Below are 17,429 nucleotides of genomic sequence, written 5' to 3' on the forward strand. Positions count from 1 at the left end.
GAAGAGCCGTATCAAAGATACTGACTTCGCCAAAGAGACGACTCAATTGACCAAAACACAAATTCTGTCGCAAGCATCCAGTTCGATTCTTGCTCAGGCGAAACAAGCGCCAAACTCAGCGCTTAGCCTACTGGGTTAATTTTAACCCCACAGAAAACTCATTGGCTCGTGGTGAGAGATGAGCGAGTAAAGCCTGACTTCGGTTAGGCTTTTTATTGCCTTTTTGCCAGGAAGAGTCATTGATGAATCGACAGCGAAAGCCGCATAAATCAACTTGAGATCACACTTTCGCCCGTTGGATGAGAAAATAGCGGAAAAAACTAAAATTCTCCTAAAGGTATTCTTAGCGCCGCCGTTACAGGACTGAGAGAAATGAGATGTACCAGAGTGAGGTGAGAGACACGATGGTACATCAACAAAAGCCTAAGGAGATCAATTATGGCTATGAACGTAAACACCAACGTGTCAGCAATGACCGCACAGCGTTACCTAAACCAGGCAGCTGAAGGTCAACAAAAATCAATGGAGCGCTTGTCCTCGGGCTATAAAATCAATAGTGCGAAAGACGATGCCGCTGGCCTACAAATTTCTAACCGTTTAAACGCGCAAAGTCGTGGTCTGGATATGGCAGTAAGAAATGCGAACGACGGCATTTCAGTTGCTCAGACTGCTGAAGGTGCGATGACGGAAAGTACCAACATCTTACAACGTATGCGTGACCTTGCGCTGCAATCGTCTAACGGTTCTAACTCTAAAGCAGAACGTGTGGCGATTCAGGAAGAAGTGACCGCGCTGAACAAAGAACTGAACCGTATCGCTGAAACCACCTCATTTGGTGGTAACAAGCTGCTAAACGGCACGTATGGTTCGCAATCTTTCCAAATCGGTGCTGATTCTGGTGAAGCCGTTATGCTCTCCATGGATAGCTTACGTACCGATACTGACGCAATGGGCGGTATGAGCTACAAGTCAGAAGACGGCGTTGCAGCAGATTGGAAAGTAACCAACAATACCGACCTCACCATGACTTATACTAATAAGGAAGGGGAAGAGAAAGAGATCACCATTAACGCGAAAGCGGGTGATGATCTGGAAGAAGTGGCAACGTACATCAACGGCCAAAACGAAGACGTGAAAGCGGCAGTGGGCGAAGGTGGTAAACTGCAATTGTTTGCTTCTTCTCAACGTGTGCAAGATGGTCAAGTTGAGTTTGGTGGTGGTTTAGCGTCTGAGCTAACGATTGGTGACGGTGAGAAAACCAACGTACAGAAAATCGACGTAACTAGCGTTGCAGGCTCGCAAGAAGCGGTGTCTATCATTGATGGCGCACTGAAAGCGGTTGATAGCCAACGTGCCTCTTTGGGTGCGTTCCAGAACCGGTTCAACCATGCGATCAGCAACCTGAGCAACATCAACGAGAACGTAAACGCATCGAATAGCCGTATCCGAGATACTGACTATGCGAAAGAAACAACTCAGATGACCAAGACTCAGATTCTGCAACAAGCGAGTACTTCGATTCTGGCGCAGGCGAAACAGTCACCATCTTCGGCTCTTAGCTTGTTGGGCTAATCAGAGCGAGCTAAATTCAGGTTTAGCTCAGCTTTGATGAGTAGTAGCTCATAAAGGTGGAAGGGAGATTGTTATGGAAATATCATCCTACACATCGAACATCCAGCCTTACGGCTTGCAAAATGGCACAAATGTTGCTTATGGCAAAAGCGGTGCTTTGCCTAGCATGTCAGGTCCGAAAGAGAACTCTTCGCCGGAAACGGTGAAAAATGATGATCCTAACTTTTCAATTGAAGCTGCGGTAAAAATGTCGCAAGAGCGACAGCAGCTCAATCGGGAAGAAAGGGTCAAAATGGTAGAGAAAATGAATGAATTTATCTCTTCCATTAATAAAGGGGTCTCTTTTAAAGTGGACGAAGAATCAGGCAAAGATGTTGTGACGATTTATGAAGCCCGTACGGGAAACATAATTCGTCAGATACCTGATGAAGAGATGCTAGAGATATTCAGACGCTTAGTCTCACAAGCTACCCGCTCTGGTTTGTTGGTAGATAAAGTGTAAGTCGTTGTTGAGGTGATTCAATGAGTTTAGGCCCTTTGGGGATGTCTGGTGGCATGGATATCAATTCCATGGTCGGCAAAGTTGTCGATGCAGAGCGTGTGCCAAAGCAGCTACGTATCGACAACGAGCGGGCCCAAATTGATACCAGCATCAGCGCCTATGGGCGGCTCAGAGAATCGTTGGATACGATGAAAAATATGATGGCGAACTTTCGTCAGGAGAAGGCTTTTGCTGTGCGCAAAGTCGACACGACTGACGATAGTATCGTCTCAGCCACTGCAACTACCGATGCGATTGCCGGTAAATATGCCATCGATGTGTTGCAGCTTGCTCAGAGCCATAAGGTGGCTTCGGACGTTCTGGCCGAAGACGCAAAGTTTGGCCCTGGGAAGCTGCAGATTTCGCTTGGAGAAAAAACCTTTGACGTGAATGTCAGTGCCGATTCGAAACTGATTGACGTCGTTAGAGGTATCAACGCTTCTGGTAAAAACACGGGCGTTCGCGCATCGATTATTAACGATGTGGAAGGCCCCCGCCTGATCCTTGCTTCGACCGTTTCAGGTAAGGACAACCAAATTCGTATTCATGTGGACGCCGAGCGAGGCGATCCGCTGAAAAAACTCGAATATAAAACGCTTGAAGAGCGTGTCAAAGCGCTGGAAAAAGCGCGTATTGCCGCAGAAGAGGTGATGCAAGAGGTAAAACCTGACTCGGCAACAGCCTCTGCCGACAGTGTGGAACAAGGCGCAGAACCTCAGTTTGACGAGCAGGGCAATCCCATTCCCGCCACAGAGGGGACAACGGATACAAACAGTGACACCGAACTGAAAACAGACACTGATATCGCAGCTAAAGGCGATGATATGTCTCCTGATACGCAGAGCGACGAGCCTATTTCCAGCTTTGGTGCCGATGCAGCGAAAGCGGGTCAAGAAGCGCTCGATGCCGCCCAAGCCGCTGCTTCGTTACTCCCACAAGACAACATTCCGGGCTGGACCGAAACGGCCTCTGGCACCTTACTCGACTCTTACTATACGCCCGAGCTTGAACTGGACGAAAAGGCGATAGAGAAAGCCCCTGATGTTCCTGGCTGGACCAATACCGCTTCTGGAACGTTGACCGACTCTTACGTGACGCCTAAAGAGGCACAAGTCAAATTAGAAGCTGAGCAAGAGAAAATCCAACAAGAGCTGGCGCAAGAGAAAGCGCGCATTGAAGAGCAACTGGCGCAAGAAAAAGCCCAGTTGGATGAAAAGGTCGCTAAAGGGGAACTGACGGAAGAGCAAGCCAAGCAAATTCAACGCTCTAAGCTTGATCCACAAGAGCGTGAGCGCCTTGAACGTATCGATCAGGCGCAAGAGGCGCTACAGCAAGCTCAAGAGTCCTTTGATACCTACAATGGCATGGCTGAGGTACAAAAAGGTCAGGATGCCATGGTCGTGCTGGATGGTGTTGCTCAGTTGTCGAGTAACAACAACATCATCGAAGATGCGATTGAAGGTGTCGATTTGGCCTTAAAAGGCACAACACCACGCAACAAAGCGCCAGCAGAAATTGGCGTTGAATACGATAGAAATAGCGTGCGCGAGGATATTGAGACCTTCGTCAACGCATACAATCAGTTTTACCAAACCGCCAAATCCTTATCGGGTGTTGATCCGGCGACCGGGCAAAAAGGCCCTCTGGCGGGGGACAGCACTGTGCGTAATGCTGATTCACGACTCAAAAGCGTTTTCTCATCCCGGATTGAAAAAGCGCCAGAAAATCTCAAATCACTGACTGAATTTGGTATCACAACCACGCGTCAGGGAACACTGGAGATCAACTACGACATGTTGGATCGCCAGCTCAATAACAACTTCAACAAGTTGGAAGAGTTCTTTGGTGGCAACACCGGATTTGCTAAACGTGTTGAAGATGCCATTCATGGAATCACCGGAGTGACTGGATCGATTCGTACCCGTGAGAAGAGCCTATCGGAACAAACTTACCGTTTATCCGATGAGCAAGCGGCATTGGATCGCCGGATCAACAGTCTCCAAGAACGCACTCACGCGAAATTTACTGCAATGCAGGACGCAACGAGTAAAATGCAAGGGCAACTTGGCGCTCTGATGAATGCATTAGGATAACGTTGAATGACCTTGCTGGCACAATTGTGTGATTTGGATCAATTAATTTCTCTCGAACTGGAAAAAGACGAAATTAGTGCTGAAGATTTGCAGCGGCTGGTCGATAACAGGGAACAGTTATTGCAGAGCCTTCTTCAACAGGTGGCGCAAAACCCACAGTTGAAGAGTGATGAAGAGTGGCGATTGATGATCACTCGGACAAAAAGGTTGCTGGAACGTATGCAAGAAGAGACCAATAAAACCGGTTTACAATTGCAAAAGTTCAGACGAGGTCAGCGTTCGCTTCAACAGTACAAAAAGTTTACATAAAAGAGGAATACTATGCGCGGTTCATTACAGGCTTACAAAAAAGTTTCAGTGGATAGCCAACTCAGTGCAGCGTCCCCGCATAAAGTAATTCAAATGCTGATGGCCGGTGCGATTGAGCGTCTGATCCAAGGCAAAGCGGCAATGCAGGCGGGTAATATTCCGGTCAAAGGCGAGCGTCTGGGTAAAGCGCTTGACATCATCATTGCGCTACGTAGCTGTTTGTCGATGGACGATGGTGGTGATATTGCACGCAATCTTGATCAATTGTACGAGTTCATGATCACGCAAATTTCCAACGCCAACCACAAAAACGATCCTCAACCAATTGATGATGTTATCGACATTATTCGTGAGATTAAGTCAGCTTGGGACCAGATTCCGAACGAATATCACAATTTGACCGCCGCCGCAGTTGGGATCTGATGTGATATCAAACTTTTAACCGAGCTCACACCACGTAATTGCTTGGTTGCCTTATTTTTTTATTCAAATAAAATAGAAGCCATTACTAGTCCTAATGGCTTTTTTTGTTGCTGATTTTTCTGTTTTGTCTATCGTTAGTTGAGTGAAGTTGATAAAACGCTCACTTATTACCGTATCTCAAGATCTGGCCGCAACATACCATAAAACAAAGGCAATTATTCGTACTTATGCAAGGTTTGGCAAAGCTGCTTGTAATCGAAGATGATGAAAAAAATCGTCTCAATTTAAGCAATATATTGGAATTTGTTGGGGAAAATTGCGAAGCACTCCCTTCTGCTCAGATAGAAAGTGTTGATTGGTCAACGGTATGGTCGGGTGTGATCGTTGGCTACGTGCATGATCGTTCACTGGCAGCGGTGATGGCTAAGCTCCACTCGGCACATCATATCCCTTTACTGGTTATGGGCGATTTCGCGCATCCGGTTGACGACATGCCAAACTTGATTGGTGAACTGGAATTCCCGTTAAATTACCCGCAACTCAGTGAAGCGCTGAGACACTGCAAAGAGTTTCTTGGCAGAAAAGGAGTCAATGTTGTTGCTTCTGCGCGTAAGAATACCCTTTTCCGTAGCTTGGTTGGTCAAAGTATGGGCATCCAAGAAGTGCGTCATTTGATCGAACAGGTGGCGGATACGGAAGCCAACGTACTGATTCTAGGGGAATCGGGAACGGGCAAAGAAGTGGTTGCGCGTAATATTCATTACCATTCTACACGTCGCAACGGCCCTTTTGTGCCGATCAACTGCGGTGCTATTCCGCCTGATTTGTTGGAAAGCGAGCTGTTTGGCCATGAAAAAGGCTCATTTACTGGGGCATTAACCACCCGCAAAGGCCGCTTTGAGTTGGCCGACGGTGGCACCATTTTCTTGGATGAAATTGGTGACATGCCAATGGCGATGCAAGTCAAACTCTTACGCGTGCTGCAAGAGCGTTGCTTTGAACGCGTCGGAGGCAATGCGACGTTAAAAGCGAATGTGCGTGTCATCGCCGCCACACATCGCAATCTGGAAAGCATGATCGACGACGAAAAATTCCGTGAAGATCTCTATTACCGGCTGAACGTTTTTCCAATTGAAATGCCCGCATTGAAAGAGCGCAAAGAAGATATCCCGCTTTTGTTGCAAGAGTTGATGAGCCGTTTGCAAGCCGAGGGTGGACAGCCTATCTGTTTCACTCCCAGAGCGATCAACTCCCTGATGGAGCATGACTGGCCCGGTAATGTGCGTGAGCTCGCCAATCTGGTCGAGCGTATGGTGATCCTCTATCCCAACAGTTTGGTGGATGTCAATCACTTGCCAACCAAGTATCGCTACAGTGATATCCCAGAGTTTCAGCCGGAGCTCTCTTCGTTTGCTTCCGTTGAGGAGCAGGAACGAGATGTGTTGGAGGATATTTTTTCTGAGAATTTTGATTTTTCTGAGAAAAGCGACTTTGACAGCAATCTTAACGCGCCGCAGTCTCTTCCGCCGGAAGGGGTAAACCTAAAAGAGTTGTTGGCAGAGTTGGAAGTGAACATGATTAACCAAGCGCTAGAAGCGCAAGGTGGTGTGGTCGCGCGTGCGGCGGACATGCTTGGGATGCGTCGGACGACATTAGTTGAGAAAATGCGTAAGTACAACATGCAGCGTTAACATCTTTTGATGCGTCAACTTCTTGTCTCTTTGTTAATGTATTGAAAAATATAAACAATAGCCTGGCATGCATTTTGCGTGACAGGCTATTGTAGTTTTATAGGCGAGAATTCGACACTCCATGGATAACCTCATCAATCAGTCTCACTTAGATTCGGTAGAAAGTCAGGTAGAACGTTACAAACAGGTTTTGGATGTGATGCCTGCGGGTGTTATTTTGCTCGATACCCAAGGGGTGGTCAGAGAAGCCAATCCCGAGGCGCATCGTATCCTGCAAGTGCCACTGGTGAACGAAAAGTGGTTTTCTGTTATTCAAGCCGCATTTGCTCCGCGTGACGATGATGGACACGAAGTGTCGCTGCGTAATGGGCGCAAAGTGCGCTTGGCGATCTCGGCCTCTGCAACGGGCCAATTGATTCTAATTACCGACCTCACCGAAACTCGCTTGTTACAGTCACGAGTGAGTGATTTACAACGCTTGTCATCGCTTGGCCGAATGGTGGCTTCACTGGCCCACCAAGTTAGAACCCCTCTTTCGAGTGCTATGCTTTATGCATCGAACTTGGGGGCACCCAATTTGCCCACTGCTACGCGGGAGCGTTTTCAATCCAAGTTGATGGATCGCTTGCAAGATTTGGAAAAGCAGGTCAATGATATGTTGTTGTTCGCCAAGGGGGGCGACAATAAAGTCATCAAACCGTTTACTATCGAGCAACTGGTGAGTGAATATCAACCGATGGTCGAAACAGCGCTACGTAGTAACCAGATTGACTACTGCCAAGAAGTAGAAGGTGAGCAGACGCAAATACTCGGTAATGTGAATGCCATCGCTTCTGCTTTGAGTAATCTGGTGATGAATGCTATCCAGATCGCCGGAAAAGAAGCCCAGATCGATGTCTATTTCCGCCCGGTGAATGGCGAGCTGCGCATTTCGGTGCAAGACAGCGGCCCGGGCGTACCCAAAGAATTACAAAACAAGATAATGGAACCCTTTTTCACTACTCGCTCACAAGGCACCGGCCTTGGCTTAGCGGTCGTGCAAATGGTATGTCGTGCTCATGATGGACGGCTAGAACTACTTTCTGAAGAGGGCGATGGCGCGTGCTTTACCATGTGTCTACCTCTTGAGCGCACTCAGCTTGCTTCGACGGAAGCAGAGAATTAACCACATTGGAGATCTGAAATGGCTCAAAGCAAGGTGTTAATCGTAGAAGACGACGAAGGTCTGCGCGAAGCGCTGGTCGATACATTGGCATTAGCGGGGTATGAATGGCTCGAAGCGGATTGCGCCGAAGATGCGCTACTCAAACTCAAAGCCCATTCGGTGGATATTGTGGTCTCTGACGTACAAATGGCCGGCATGGGAGGGCTCGCGTTATTGCGCAGCATTAAGCAAAATTGGCCAAATTTGCCTGTGTTGCTGATGACAGCGTATGCCAATATTGAAGACGCCGTGTCAGCGATGAAAGAAGGGGCGATTGACTACATGGCCAAGCCTTTCGCGCCAGAAGTCTTGCTCAACATGGTCAGCCGTTACGCCCCTGTCAAGTCGGACGACAATGGTGACGCCGTAGTGGCGGATGAAAAGAGCTTACGACTGCTTGCGCTGGCCGAAAAAGTGGCGCGCACCGACGCCAACGTGATGGTGCTTGGCCCAAGTGGTTCGGGCAAAGAAGTATTGTCGCGTTACATTCACAATGCGTCGCTGCGCAAAGACGGGCCATTTGTCGCGATTAACTGTGCCGCGATCCCGGATAACATGCTAGAAGCCACCTTGTTTGGCTACGAAAAAGGGGCGTTCACTGGTGCCGTACAAGCTTGCCCGGGGAAATTTGAACAGGCGCAAGGTGGCACGATTCTACTAGACGAGATCAGTGAAATGGATCTCAACCTACAAGCCAAACTGCTGCGTGTACTGCAAGAGCGAGAAGTCGAGCGCTTGGGTAGCCGCAAGAGCATCAAGTTGGACGTGCGCGTCCTAGCCACCAGTAACCGTGACTTAAAGCAGTATGTTTCCGAAGGGAATTTCCGAGAGGATTTGTATTACCGTCTGAATGTTTTCCCATTGACTTGGCCTGCGCTACGTGAGCGCCAAGGGGATATCGTACCGCTCGCCAAACATCTGGCAGAGCGTCACTGCATGAAACAGGGGATTGCGGTGCCTCGTTTCTCACCTCAAGCGCTGGACAAACTCACTCATTATCCTTGGCCGGGTAACGTGCGCGAGCTAGACAACGTGGTGCAGCGAGCCCTCATCTTAAGTGAAAACAGCGATATCGAGCAGGATCATATCCTGTTAGAAGGGGTGGACTGGCAAGATGCCAACAGTTTACAAAATGTGGTGCAGCAGACCAGTGATGCCGTAGTGCCGGACGTCAAACTGGTCGCGCAGCCTGATGCGTTTAGCCGTAGTATCGTTGGCGTAGATAGCTTAGGTAGCGAATTACGAGATCAAGAGTATGCCATCATTTTAGAGACTTTAATTGAATGCCAAGGTCGCCGCAAAGAGATGGCGGAAAAACTGGGTATCAGCCCGCGAACGTTGCGCTATAAGTTGGCTAAGATGCGTGATGCTGGTATCGATATCCCGGGATGAGAGCTCGCTGTTGGTCAGTTTAGTCAAGAAAGGGTAAACTGTGTCTTTGGTATGGCATGCTAATTGCGTTGTCAATATTACAGCGAAGTGTCTGGTCAAACTTTTGGCGTTGAGGTGAAGATGAGAATTGACGGATTACAAGGTGAAATGCGCGCCATGATGTTAGAGGCGACCAACGCATCTGCGCCAGCGACGGGGGCGAAAGTCAGTGCTGATTTTGGCAATATACTGAGTCAGGCCATCAATAATGTGAACGCGTTGCAGAAGTCATCCAGTGATTTGCAAACCCGTTTTGACCGCGGCGATGCGGATGTATCGCTTTCTGATGTCATGATTGCCAGGAACAAATCCAGTGTGGCGTTTGAAGCCACCTTGCAGGTAAGAAACAAGCTTATTGAGGCATACAAAGACCTCATGAATATGCCAGTCTGAATTTAGGTAGTACATTGTGGCTGAAGAGAAGAAATCAACGGATCTGACAGTGACTGATGGAGCATCCAACAACGCCATGGTTGCTCAATCAGACATGGATCTCGACGGACAAAACCCAGATTTGGATGAGCGCAGTTCATCCAAATTTGATATGGCCGTTGGTGATCTTGATCTGTTGCGTCAGATTGTTCTTGTGGTTTCCATTTCCATTTGTGTGGCGCTGATCGTCATGTTGTTTTTCTGGGTAAAAGAGCCAGAAATGCGTCCGTTGGGAATTTTCGAAACCGAAGAGCTGATCCCGGTTCTCGATCATCTCGATCAACAAAAAATCAATTACAAACTCGATGGCAACACCATTTTGGTGGAAGCCAGCGAATTTAACTCGATTAAATTGGATATGGTTCGCTCGGGACTGAATCAAAATACCCAAGCTGGTGATGATATTCTGCTGCAAGACATGGGTTTTGGCGTTTCTCAACGTCTAGAACAAGAACGTTTGAAACTCAGCCGTGAACGACAGCTAGCCAAAGCCATTGAAGAGATGAAGCAAGTGCGCAAAGCGCGTGTATTGCTTGCCCTGCCTAAGCAAAGCGTGTTTGTGCGCCACAATCAAGAGGCTTCCGCTTCGGTATTTTTGACGTTAGGCACAGGTGCCAACCTCAAACAGCAAGAAGTGGATTCGATTGTCGACATGGTGGCGAGCGCCGTACCGGGCATGAAAACCTCTCGCGTCACCGTCACTGATCAACATGGTCGATTGCTTAACTCCGGTTCACAAGATCCAGTTTCCGCAGCTCGGCGTAAAGAGCAAGAGCTAGAGCGCAGTCAAGAGCAGATGCTGCGAGAAAAAATTGATTCCGTGTTGATCCCCATTTTGGGTTTTGGCAATTATACCGCGCAAGTTGATATTGAAATGGACTTCAGTGCGGTCGAGCAAACGCGAAAGGCGTTTGACCCCAATACCCCAGCCACGCGTAGTGAGTACGCGTTAGAAGATTACAACAACGCCAACATGGTGGCGGGTGTGCCGGGCGCACTCAGCAATCAACCGCCGGCAGATGCCTCTATCCCGCAAGATGTCGCTCAAATGAAAGACGGGTCGGTGACGGGCCAAGGTTCGGTACGTAAAGAGTCGACGCGGAACTTTGAGCTCGATACTACCATCAGTCATGAACGAAAGCAGACAGGTATCGTGACGCGTCAGACGGTGTCAGTGGCGATCAAAGATCGCGCAGCGCTCAATCCGGATAACGGCAATGTCACCTATACTCCTCGTAGCGAAGCGGAAATTAATGCTATCCGCCAAGTGCTGATTGGTACGGTAGGTTTTAACGAAAACCGTGGCGACTTACTCAATGTATTAAGTATGCAGTTTGCTGAGCAGGAACCTGAAAAGCTGGCTGACGTACCGATTTGGGAACATCCAAACTTCAACGACTGGGTGCGCTGGTTCGCAAGTGCCTTGGTGATCATTGTGGTGGTGTTGGTGTTAATTCGTCCAGCGATGAAGAAACTGCTCAACCCTGCTAGTGACGATGAAAACGAAATGTACGGGCCTGATGGTCTGCCGATTGGCGCCGATGGTGAAACCAGCTTGATTGGCAGTGACATCGAAAGTAGTGAGTTGTTTGAATTTGGGTCAAGCATCGACCTGCCAAATCTGCACAAAGATGAAGATGTGTTGAAAGCAGTGCGTGCATTGGTTGCAAACGAGCCTGAGCTGGCGGCTCAAGTTGTGAAGAATTGGATGACAAATGGCTAACGAAATTGCAAATCAGGAAGCAAACGGCGAGATGGATTCAACAGGAATCGATATTTCGACCATCACTGGCGAAGAAAAAGCAGCGATTTTGCTGCTGAGCCTCAATGAGCAAGATGCGGCAGGCATTATCCGTCACTTGGAACCGAAACAGGTTCAGCGGGTGGGCAGTGCCATGGCGAAAGCCAAAGATCTCAGCCAAGACAAAGTATCGGCGGTGCACCGAGCGTTTCTGGAAGATATCCAGAAATACACCAACATTGGTATGGGCAGCGAAGACTTCATGCGCAATGCGCTGATCGCGGCACTGGGTGAAGACAAAGCCAATAACTTGGTTGACCAAATCCTTCTCGGCACAGGCTCTAAAGGTCTGGATTCCTTGAAGTGGATGGACCCAAGACAAGTGGCGAGCATCATTGTTAACGAGCACCCACAAATTCAAACGATTGTATTGTCCTATCTGGAAGCGGATCAATCAGCGGAAATAATCTCCCAGTTCCCAGAGCGGGTACGCTTGGATTTGATGATGCGTATCGCTAACTTAGAAGAAGTTCAACCGTCTGCACTGGCAGAGCTGAATGAAATCATGGAGAAGCAGTTTGCTGGTCAAGCGGGTGCGCAGGCGGCGAAAATTGGCGGCCTGAAAGCAGCGGCTGAAATCATGAACTACCTCGACAACAACGTCGAAGGCTTGTTGATGGAGCAAATACGCGATCAGGACGAAGATTTGGCAACGCAGATCCAAGATCTGATGTTCGTATTCGAGAACCTCATCGAAGTGGACGACCAAGGTATTCAGAAGTTGCTGCGTGATGTTCCTCAGGATGTGCTGCAAAAAGCACTCAAAGGCGCCGACGATGGTTTGCGCGACAAGATCTTCAAGAACATGTCGAAACGTGCTGCTGAGATGATGCGCGACGATATCGAAGCGATGCCGCCAGTGCGGGTAGCCGACGTGGAAGCCGCGCAAAAAGAGATCCTCGCTATCGCAAGGCGACTGGCCGACAGTGGCGAAATTATGCTCTCCGGTGGCGCAGACGAGTTCCTCTAATCGACAATTTCCTCGCCCCGTTTCGGGGCGTTGTTTTCTGTACAAAGGTGTAAATGCATGGCGGAAAGAAAACGTGGTTTTATTCGTCCTGGCGAAGATGACGCGGTTCCACAGCCAAAACGCTGGGGCTTGCCGGATTACGGTGCTGAGGTAAACAAACAAGCGAAAGAGACCGCTTTTAACTATGACCCCGGCTGGATGCCCGACTTTGAGAAAGCAGAAGAAGAGCCAGTTCTTGAATTAACCGAAGAACAAATTGAGCTCATCAAGCAAGGGGCTTATCAGGAAGGGTTGTTTCAAGGTCAAGAGGCTGGCTTCAAACAAGGTTTTGAAAAAGGCAAGGAAGAGGGCTTTGCGGTCGGTCAAGCAGAAGGTTTAGAACAAGGCAAAGCGGAAGGCATTGCCGCCGGCGAAGATCATGTGAAACAACAAGTTGAAACGTTTGTTAACCTTGCCAATCAATTTGCTCAGCCGCTTGAGCTGATGAGTAACCAAGTCGAAAAGCAACTGGTGGACATGGTGCTTTGTTTGGTGAAAGAGGTGGTTCACGTTGAGGTGCAAACCAACCCGCAGATCATTCTTGATACCATTAAAGCCTCGGTAGAGAGCTTACCTATCTCTGGTCATCCCATCACGTTGCATCTTAACCCTGAAGATGTCGACATTGTCCGTTCCTCATACGGTGAAGACGATCTGGCGTTTCGTAACTGGACACTGGTCTCTGAGCCGTCACTCAATCGTGGCGATGTGCAGATTGAAGCTGGCGAGTCGAGCGTCAGCTATCGCATGGAAGAACGCATCAAACACGTGATACAAAATTTCTGTGGCACCAATCGTCACCACGGGGGCGAATAATGATTTCGCTGGCGGAGCGACTGAAAAGTTACAAAGTGCAAGGGTTGACTACACGCCCAGTTGCCGCTGGCAAATTGGTGCGCGTGATTGGTTTGACATTAGAAGCGACCGGTTGTCGCGCGCCTATCGGCAGCCTCTGTTTGGTCGAGACGATGACTGGGCAAATGGAGGCCGAAGTGGTTGGCTTCTCGGGCGATAACCTGTTTTTGATGCCCAGTGAGCAGATCACGGGAATTTTACCCGGCGCTAAAGTGACGCCATTAACAGGTGAAAGTGGTTTGCCCGTAGGCATGGAGCTGCTTGGCCGAGTGATTGATGGTGTGGGCAATCCGCTTGATGGATTGGGGCCGATTTATACCGAGCATCGTGCTTCTTTCAATGCCCAACCTATGAATCCTTTGACGCGCAAACCGATCACAGAGCCTTTGGATGTCGGATTAAAAGCGATTAATGGTTTGCTGACCGTCGGGAAGGGGCAGCGTATCGGGCTATTCGCCGGTTCTGGTGTCGGTAAATCGGTCACGCTTGGAATGATGACGCGTGGCACCACGGCGCAAGTGGTGGTGGTTGGGCTGATTGGTGAGCGGGGACGAGAAGTGAAAGAGTTCATCGAGGAGATCCTCGGAGAAGATGGTCGTAAACGTTCTGTGGTGGTCGCCGCGCCTGCGGATGCTTCGCCACTGATGCGCCTCAAAGGGTGTCAAACAGCCTTGACGATTGCTGAATACTTTCGTGATCAAGGGCTGGATGTATTGCTGCTGATGGACTCTCTGACACGTTTTGCACAGGCGCAGCGTGAAATCGCACTGTCCGTCGGCGAGCCGCCAGCGACGAAAGGTTACCCACCGTCGGTTTTCGCTAAGTTACCTGCGCTGGTTGAACGTGCGGGCAATGGTGGGCCACAACAAGGTTCGATTACCGCCTTTTTTACTGTGCTTACCGAGGGCGACGACTTACAAGATCCGATAGCTGATGCGTCGAGAGCGATTCTCGATGGTCACATCGTATTGTCACGTGAAATGGCCGACGCGGGGCATTACCCTGCCATCGACGTTGAAAAATCGGTCAGTCGTGTGATGCCGCAGATCACCACCGACGAGCATGTGTTGATGTCTAAAGCCGTGCGGCAAATTTTGTCTATTTGTCGAAAAAATCAAGATCTGGTGTCAATCGGTGCCTATAAGCCGGGAACGGATCAAGCCATCGATAGCGCCTTCACCCTCAAACCAAAATTGGACGCCTATTTGCAGCAGCAAATGAAAGAGACGGTACCGTATGCCATGTGTGTCAACATGCTAAAAAACGTGTTGGGAGTGTAATCACTGATGGAAAACGCGATGGACTTTCTGCTTGAGCAGGCCAAAGAGAGGGAGAACCAAGCGGTTCTGACCTTAAACAAAGCGAAAGCCGAATTAGAAAGTTACTACCGGCAGGTGGAGCAGATCGAAAAGTACCGCCTCGACTACTGCCAGCAACTGGTTGAGCGCGGAAAAAATGGTTTGAGTGCCAGTCAGTTTGTCCATCTCAATCGCTTTCTCAACCAGCTTGACGAAACGCTGGCAAAACAGCGCGGAGCAGAAGCACACTTTAAACAGCAAGTTGAAAATAGTGAGCACTACTGGTTAGAGGTGCGCAAGCAGCGCAAATCCTATGAATGGATGATCGAAAGAAAGCAACAAGAAAAACAGAAAGCCGAAGCCAAACGAGAACAGAAGCAAATGGACGAGTTTTCGACCCTCAGTTACGCTAGACGCAAATCGCATTATTAGCCAGCTCTCAAAATGGCGTGTTTCTTGCAGGTCAATTGCCTAAAATCCCTACTGACGCTTATCCAATGAGTGCTGCGAAGAGACTGTGACTATGAATGTAAATCTGCAATCGGTATCTATAACAGGTAAAACAGCAGGAACGACAACTGAAGCTTCAAGCAAAGAAGTCACTGGCGAGGTGGCCGAATCAGGCGGTTTTCTTCAAACTCTCGCCAAAGTCTTTTCTGGGCAAACGGACGACAAGAAAGCCGACAAAACTGACAGCAGCGTTAAAGATGGGGCTCCTCTCAAAGCAGACAATCTAACCGCTGAATCTGAAGTCACACAAAACAGTGAAGAAGAAGTTGTCGATGGCGCTTCGCTTGAAGACGCGCAAAGCAGTGATGAATTGTTGCAGGTGGGAAAGACGCAAACGGATGGCTCTGTCCAGTCGGGGGGACAGGTATCGTCTGCAGGGCAGGGCGAAACTCTAGCGTCAACATCCTCCCCCAAAACTCAAATAACCAATGATGTTGCAGCAGATGTAGGGTTAACCAAGGGCAGTTCCTCGACAAAATCTGGCAGCGACAAACAAGCGATGCAAGAGAGCATCATGCATGAAGGCTCAAAAATTCTCGGCCAGTTGGAGCAGGCTAATGCCACTTTGCAGCCTAAAAACGGTGGCAAAGCATTGCCGACAAAAGCAGTCGCCGAGGCAGTGTCGCCTCACAATTCAGCGGATCTATTGCCGAGTCGTCAGTTAGAGGAAGGCGATGCGACGGCGCTTCAAAGTCAATCGTTTTCGGCAGAACAAGCGGCCGTATCGCCTCAAAATTCAGCGGATCTATTGCCGAGTCGTCAATTAGAGGCAGGCGATGCGACGGCGCTTAACGCAAATGCGCTCACCGCAGAACAGGTCGCATCTGTGCCTGGCTCAGCACAAGTTGGTGTCAGTCACCAAAGCGCAGAATCTTTGCCGCCTTCTGCAACAAATTCGCTTCAATCCCCACAGACTCCGTTGGCGCAGTTACAGCCTCAGGCGCTGTCAGCGTCTAGCATCGCCGCAGGATCTTTGCCGCCGGAAACTCTTACTTCTGATCCTGCTATGGCCGCTCAAATGACCAATGGGCAAATTGAGTGGCACGCAACTGCCGGGTTGCAGATGCAAGCACAAGATGAGATTCCGCTACACCTTCAGCAGCAAGTTGACTCTGAGCTGCCAGTGATGCTAGTTCCTGCGCCGCGTTTAGCCGAGATTGAGCAAAAGTTGGCGACCGAGCAAGCGCTCAATGGGGAAGATCAACAGATCCTGCAAGGACTACTTGATGGCCAACTGCAAGCCGACGATCCCGCGGTGCTGGCCGCTTTACCCGCACTAAGCACTGTGCTGATGGCGGCAAGCAATGCTGAGTTAAGTACGGTGCGAAGTGCAAACGGAGTAGCCAACGAGCCTCGAGCTGCAATTGACTGGAACCAACCTGCGCCGATAGATAACGCGCACAGTGCGAAAGAGAGCGGCGCAAAACTTGCCGCAACCACCACCGCGCTCTCTCAGGCGGTGCATAGCGCTTTGCAAAACAGCCAACCAGCAGCCCAAGCGTTAGTGACGCCGCAGCCAACCAGCGACAAGTCACCCGCAGCCGCGCTGCCTGATGGCTTAGCGCCGAATGCAATGGCCGCGCTGCAGAGTACTGTGCAGCCCAATGTAGCGCCCGCAAAAGGGCTACAAGCAGCGTTGGCGGCCAGTGGTTTGACGGCGCTGAAAGGAAAATCAGCCAACGAGCAGAGCAGTGAACGTGCGACCAACACCACCCAAAGCAGTCTCTACAGTGCGCAAGGCTCGCCAACCACGAGTGGGCAATTACGCACCGAAGCCGCTTCACAAGTATCGATGCAACTCACGCGTGAAATGGCCAGTGATCAGGTTGCGGAAAAAGTGCAGGTGATGATGTCCAAAAACCTGAAGAATTTGGATATTCGTCTTGACCCTCCTGAACTGGGGCGGATGCAGATCCGCATGACCATGAATAACGATTTGGCCCATGTACATTTCACGGTGACCAACCCACAAGCACGTGAGATGATTGAACAAACCTTGCCTCGCCTGCGAGAAATGTTAGCGCAGCAAGGCATGCAATTGGCGGACTCTTCGGTACAACAGCAGTCATCTGGTCAGCAGCAGCGACAATACTCTGCTGATGGACAAGACAATGGGCAACAAACCGGCAGATTTGCTTCAGGTAATGATGAAAATCTTGAGCCTGAGATGAAACTTGATGTAAATGTGGCATCAAAGCGTGATGGAATCAGTTTTTACGCATAAAATACAAGTTGTTAAGGTTACGGGATAAAACAGATC

16 protein-coding genes are annotated in these 17,429 nt (G+C 49.5%); all 16 read left to right on the plus strand.

What is annotated here, in order from left to right:
- On the plus strand, window positions 1–139 hold a 139-nt coding region (locus UF06_RS24325), incomplete at its 5' end, for a flagellin (protein WP_264299427.1).
- Window positions 140–438: 299 nt separating this feature from the next.
- On the plus strand, window positions 439–1,572 hold the full coding sequence (locus UF06_RS10850) for a flagellin (RefSeq protein WP_045570479.1): 1,134 nt from the start codon (window positions 439–441) through the stop codon (window positions 1,570–1,572).
- A 73-nt stretch (window positions 1,573–1,645) separates the two neighbouring features.
- On the plus strand, window positions 1,646–2,074 hold the full coding sequence (gene flaG / locus UF06_RS10855) for a flagellar protein FlaG (protein WP_045570480.1): 429 nt from the start codon (window positions 1,646–1,648) through the stop codon (window positions 2,072–2,074).
- 20 nt (window positions 2,075–2,094) lie between these two features.
- Entirely contained in the window at window positions 2,095–4,206 is a 2,112-nt protein-coding gene (gene fliD, locus UF06_RS10860; RefSeq protein WP_045570481.1) for a flagellar filament capping protein FliD, read from the plus strand.
- A gap of 6 nt (window positions 4,207–4,212) precedes the next feature.
- Entirely contained in the window at window positions 4,213–4,515 is a 303-nt protein-coding gene (locus UF06_RS10865) for a flagellar rod protein FlaI (protein WP_045570482.1), read from the plus strand.
- A 12-nt stretch (window positions 4,516–4,527) separates the two neighbouring features.
- Entirely contained in the window at window positions 4,528–4,938 is a 411-nt protein-coding gene (fliS, locus tag UF06_RS10870; RefSeq protein WP_039437165.1) for a flagellar export chaperone FliS, read from the plus strand.
- Between the two features lie 227 nt (window positions 4,939–5,165).
- Window positions 5,166–6,629 carry a sigma-54 dependent transcriptional regulator gene (locus tag UF06_RS10875; protein ID WP_045570483.1) on the plus strand — a complete coding sequence of 488 codons (1,464 nt, stop codon included), beginning with the start codon at window positions 5,166–5,168 and terminating at the stop codon, window positions 6,627–6,629.
- Window positions 6,630–6,750: 121 nt separating this feature from the next.
- Window positions 6,751–7,794, plus strand: coding sequence for an ATP-binding protein (locus tag UF06_RS10880; RefSeq protein WP_045570484.1), 1,044 nt, complete (start codon window positions 6,751–6,753; stop codon window positions 7,792–7,794).
- 18 nt (window positions 7,795–7,812) lie between these two features.
- Window positions 7,813–9,225, plus strand: coding sequence for a sigma-54 dependent transcriptional regulator (locus UF06_RS10885; protein ID WP_045570485.1), 1,413 nt, complete (start codon window positions 7,813–7,815; stop codon window positions 9,223–9,225).
- 120 nt (window positions 9,226–9,345) lie between these two features.
- Window positions 9,346–9,657, plus strand: coding sequence for a flagellar hook-basal body complex protein FliE (gene fliE / locus UF06_RS10890; RefSeq protein ID WP_045570550.1), 312 nt, complete (start codon window positions 9,346–9,348; stop codon window positions 9,655–9,657).
- Window positions 9,658–9,673: 16 nt separating this feature from the next.
- The gene (fliF, locus tag UF06_RS10895; protein WP_045570486.1) at window positions 9,674–11,419 is read left to right on the plus strand and encodes a flagellar basal-body MS-ring/collar protein FliF; all 1,746 of its coding nucleotides are present in this window, start codon (window positions 9,674–9,676) and stop codon (window positions 11,417–11,419) included.
- Window positions 11,412–12,467 carry a flagellar motor switch protein FliG gene (gene fliG, locus UF06_RS10900; RefSeq protein ID WP_045570487.1) on the plus strand — a complete coding sequence of 352 codons (1,056 nt, stop codon included), beginning with the start codon at window positions 11,412–11,414 and terminating at the stop codon, window positions 12,465–12,467. Before fliF ends, fliG begins: the two co-directional genes overlap by 8 nt.
- Window positions 12,468–12,524: 57 nt before the next feature.
- The gene (fliH, locus tag UF06_RS10905; RefSeq protein ID WP_045570488.1) at window positions 12,525–13,322 is read left to right on the plus strand and encodes a flagellar assembly protein FliH; all 798 of its coding nucleotides are present in this window, start codon (window positions 12,525–12,527) and stop codon (window positions 13,320–13,322) included.
- Entirely contained in the window at window positions 13,322–14,641 is a 1,320-nt protein-coding gene (gene fliI / locus UF06_RS10910) for a flagellar protein export ATPase FliI (protein WP_045570489.1), read from the plus strand. The genes fliH and fliI overlap by 1 nt, the downstream gene beginning before the upstream one ends.
- A gap of 6 nt (window positions 14,642–14,647) precedes the next feature.
- Entirely contained in the window at window positions 14,648–15,091 is a 444-nt protein-coding gene (fliJ, locus tag UF06_RS10915; protein ID WP_045570490.1) for a flagellar export protein FliJ, read from the plus strand.
- A gap of 91 nt (window positions 15,092–15,182) precedes the next feature.
- Window positions 15,183–17,393 carry a flagellar hook-length control protein FliK gene (locus UF06_RS10920; protein WP_045570491.1) on the plus strand — a complete coding sequence of 737 codons (2,211 nt, stop codon included), beginning with the start codon at window positions 15,183–15,185 and terminating at the stop codon, window positions 17,391–17,393.
- The last annotated feature ends 36 nt before the right edge of the window (window positions 17,394–17,429 follow it).

Source organism: Vibrio sp. S234-5 (genome assembly GCF_000960595.1).
Lineage (GTDB): Bacteria > Pseudomonadota > Gammaproteobacteria > Enterobacterales > Vibrionaceae > Vibrio.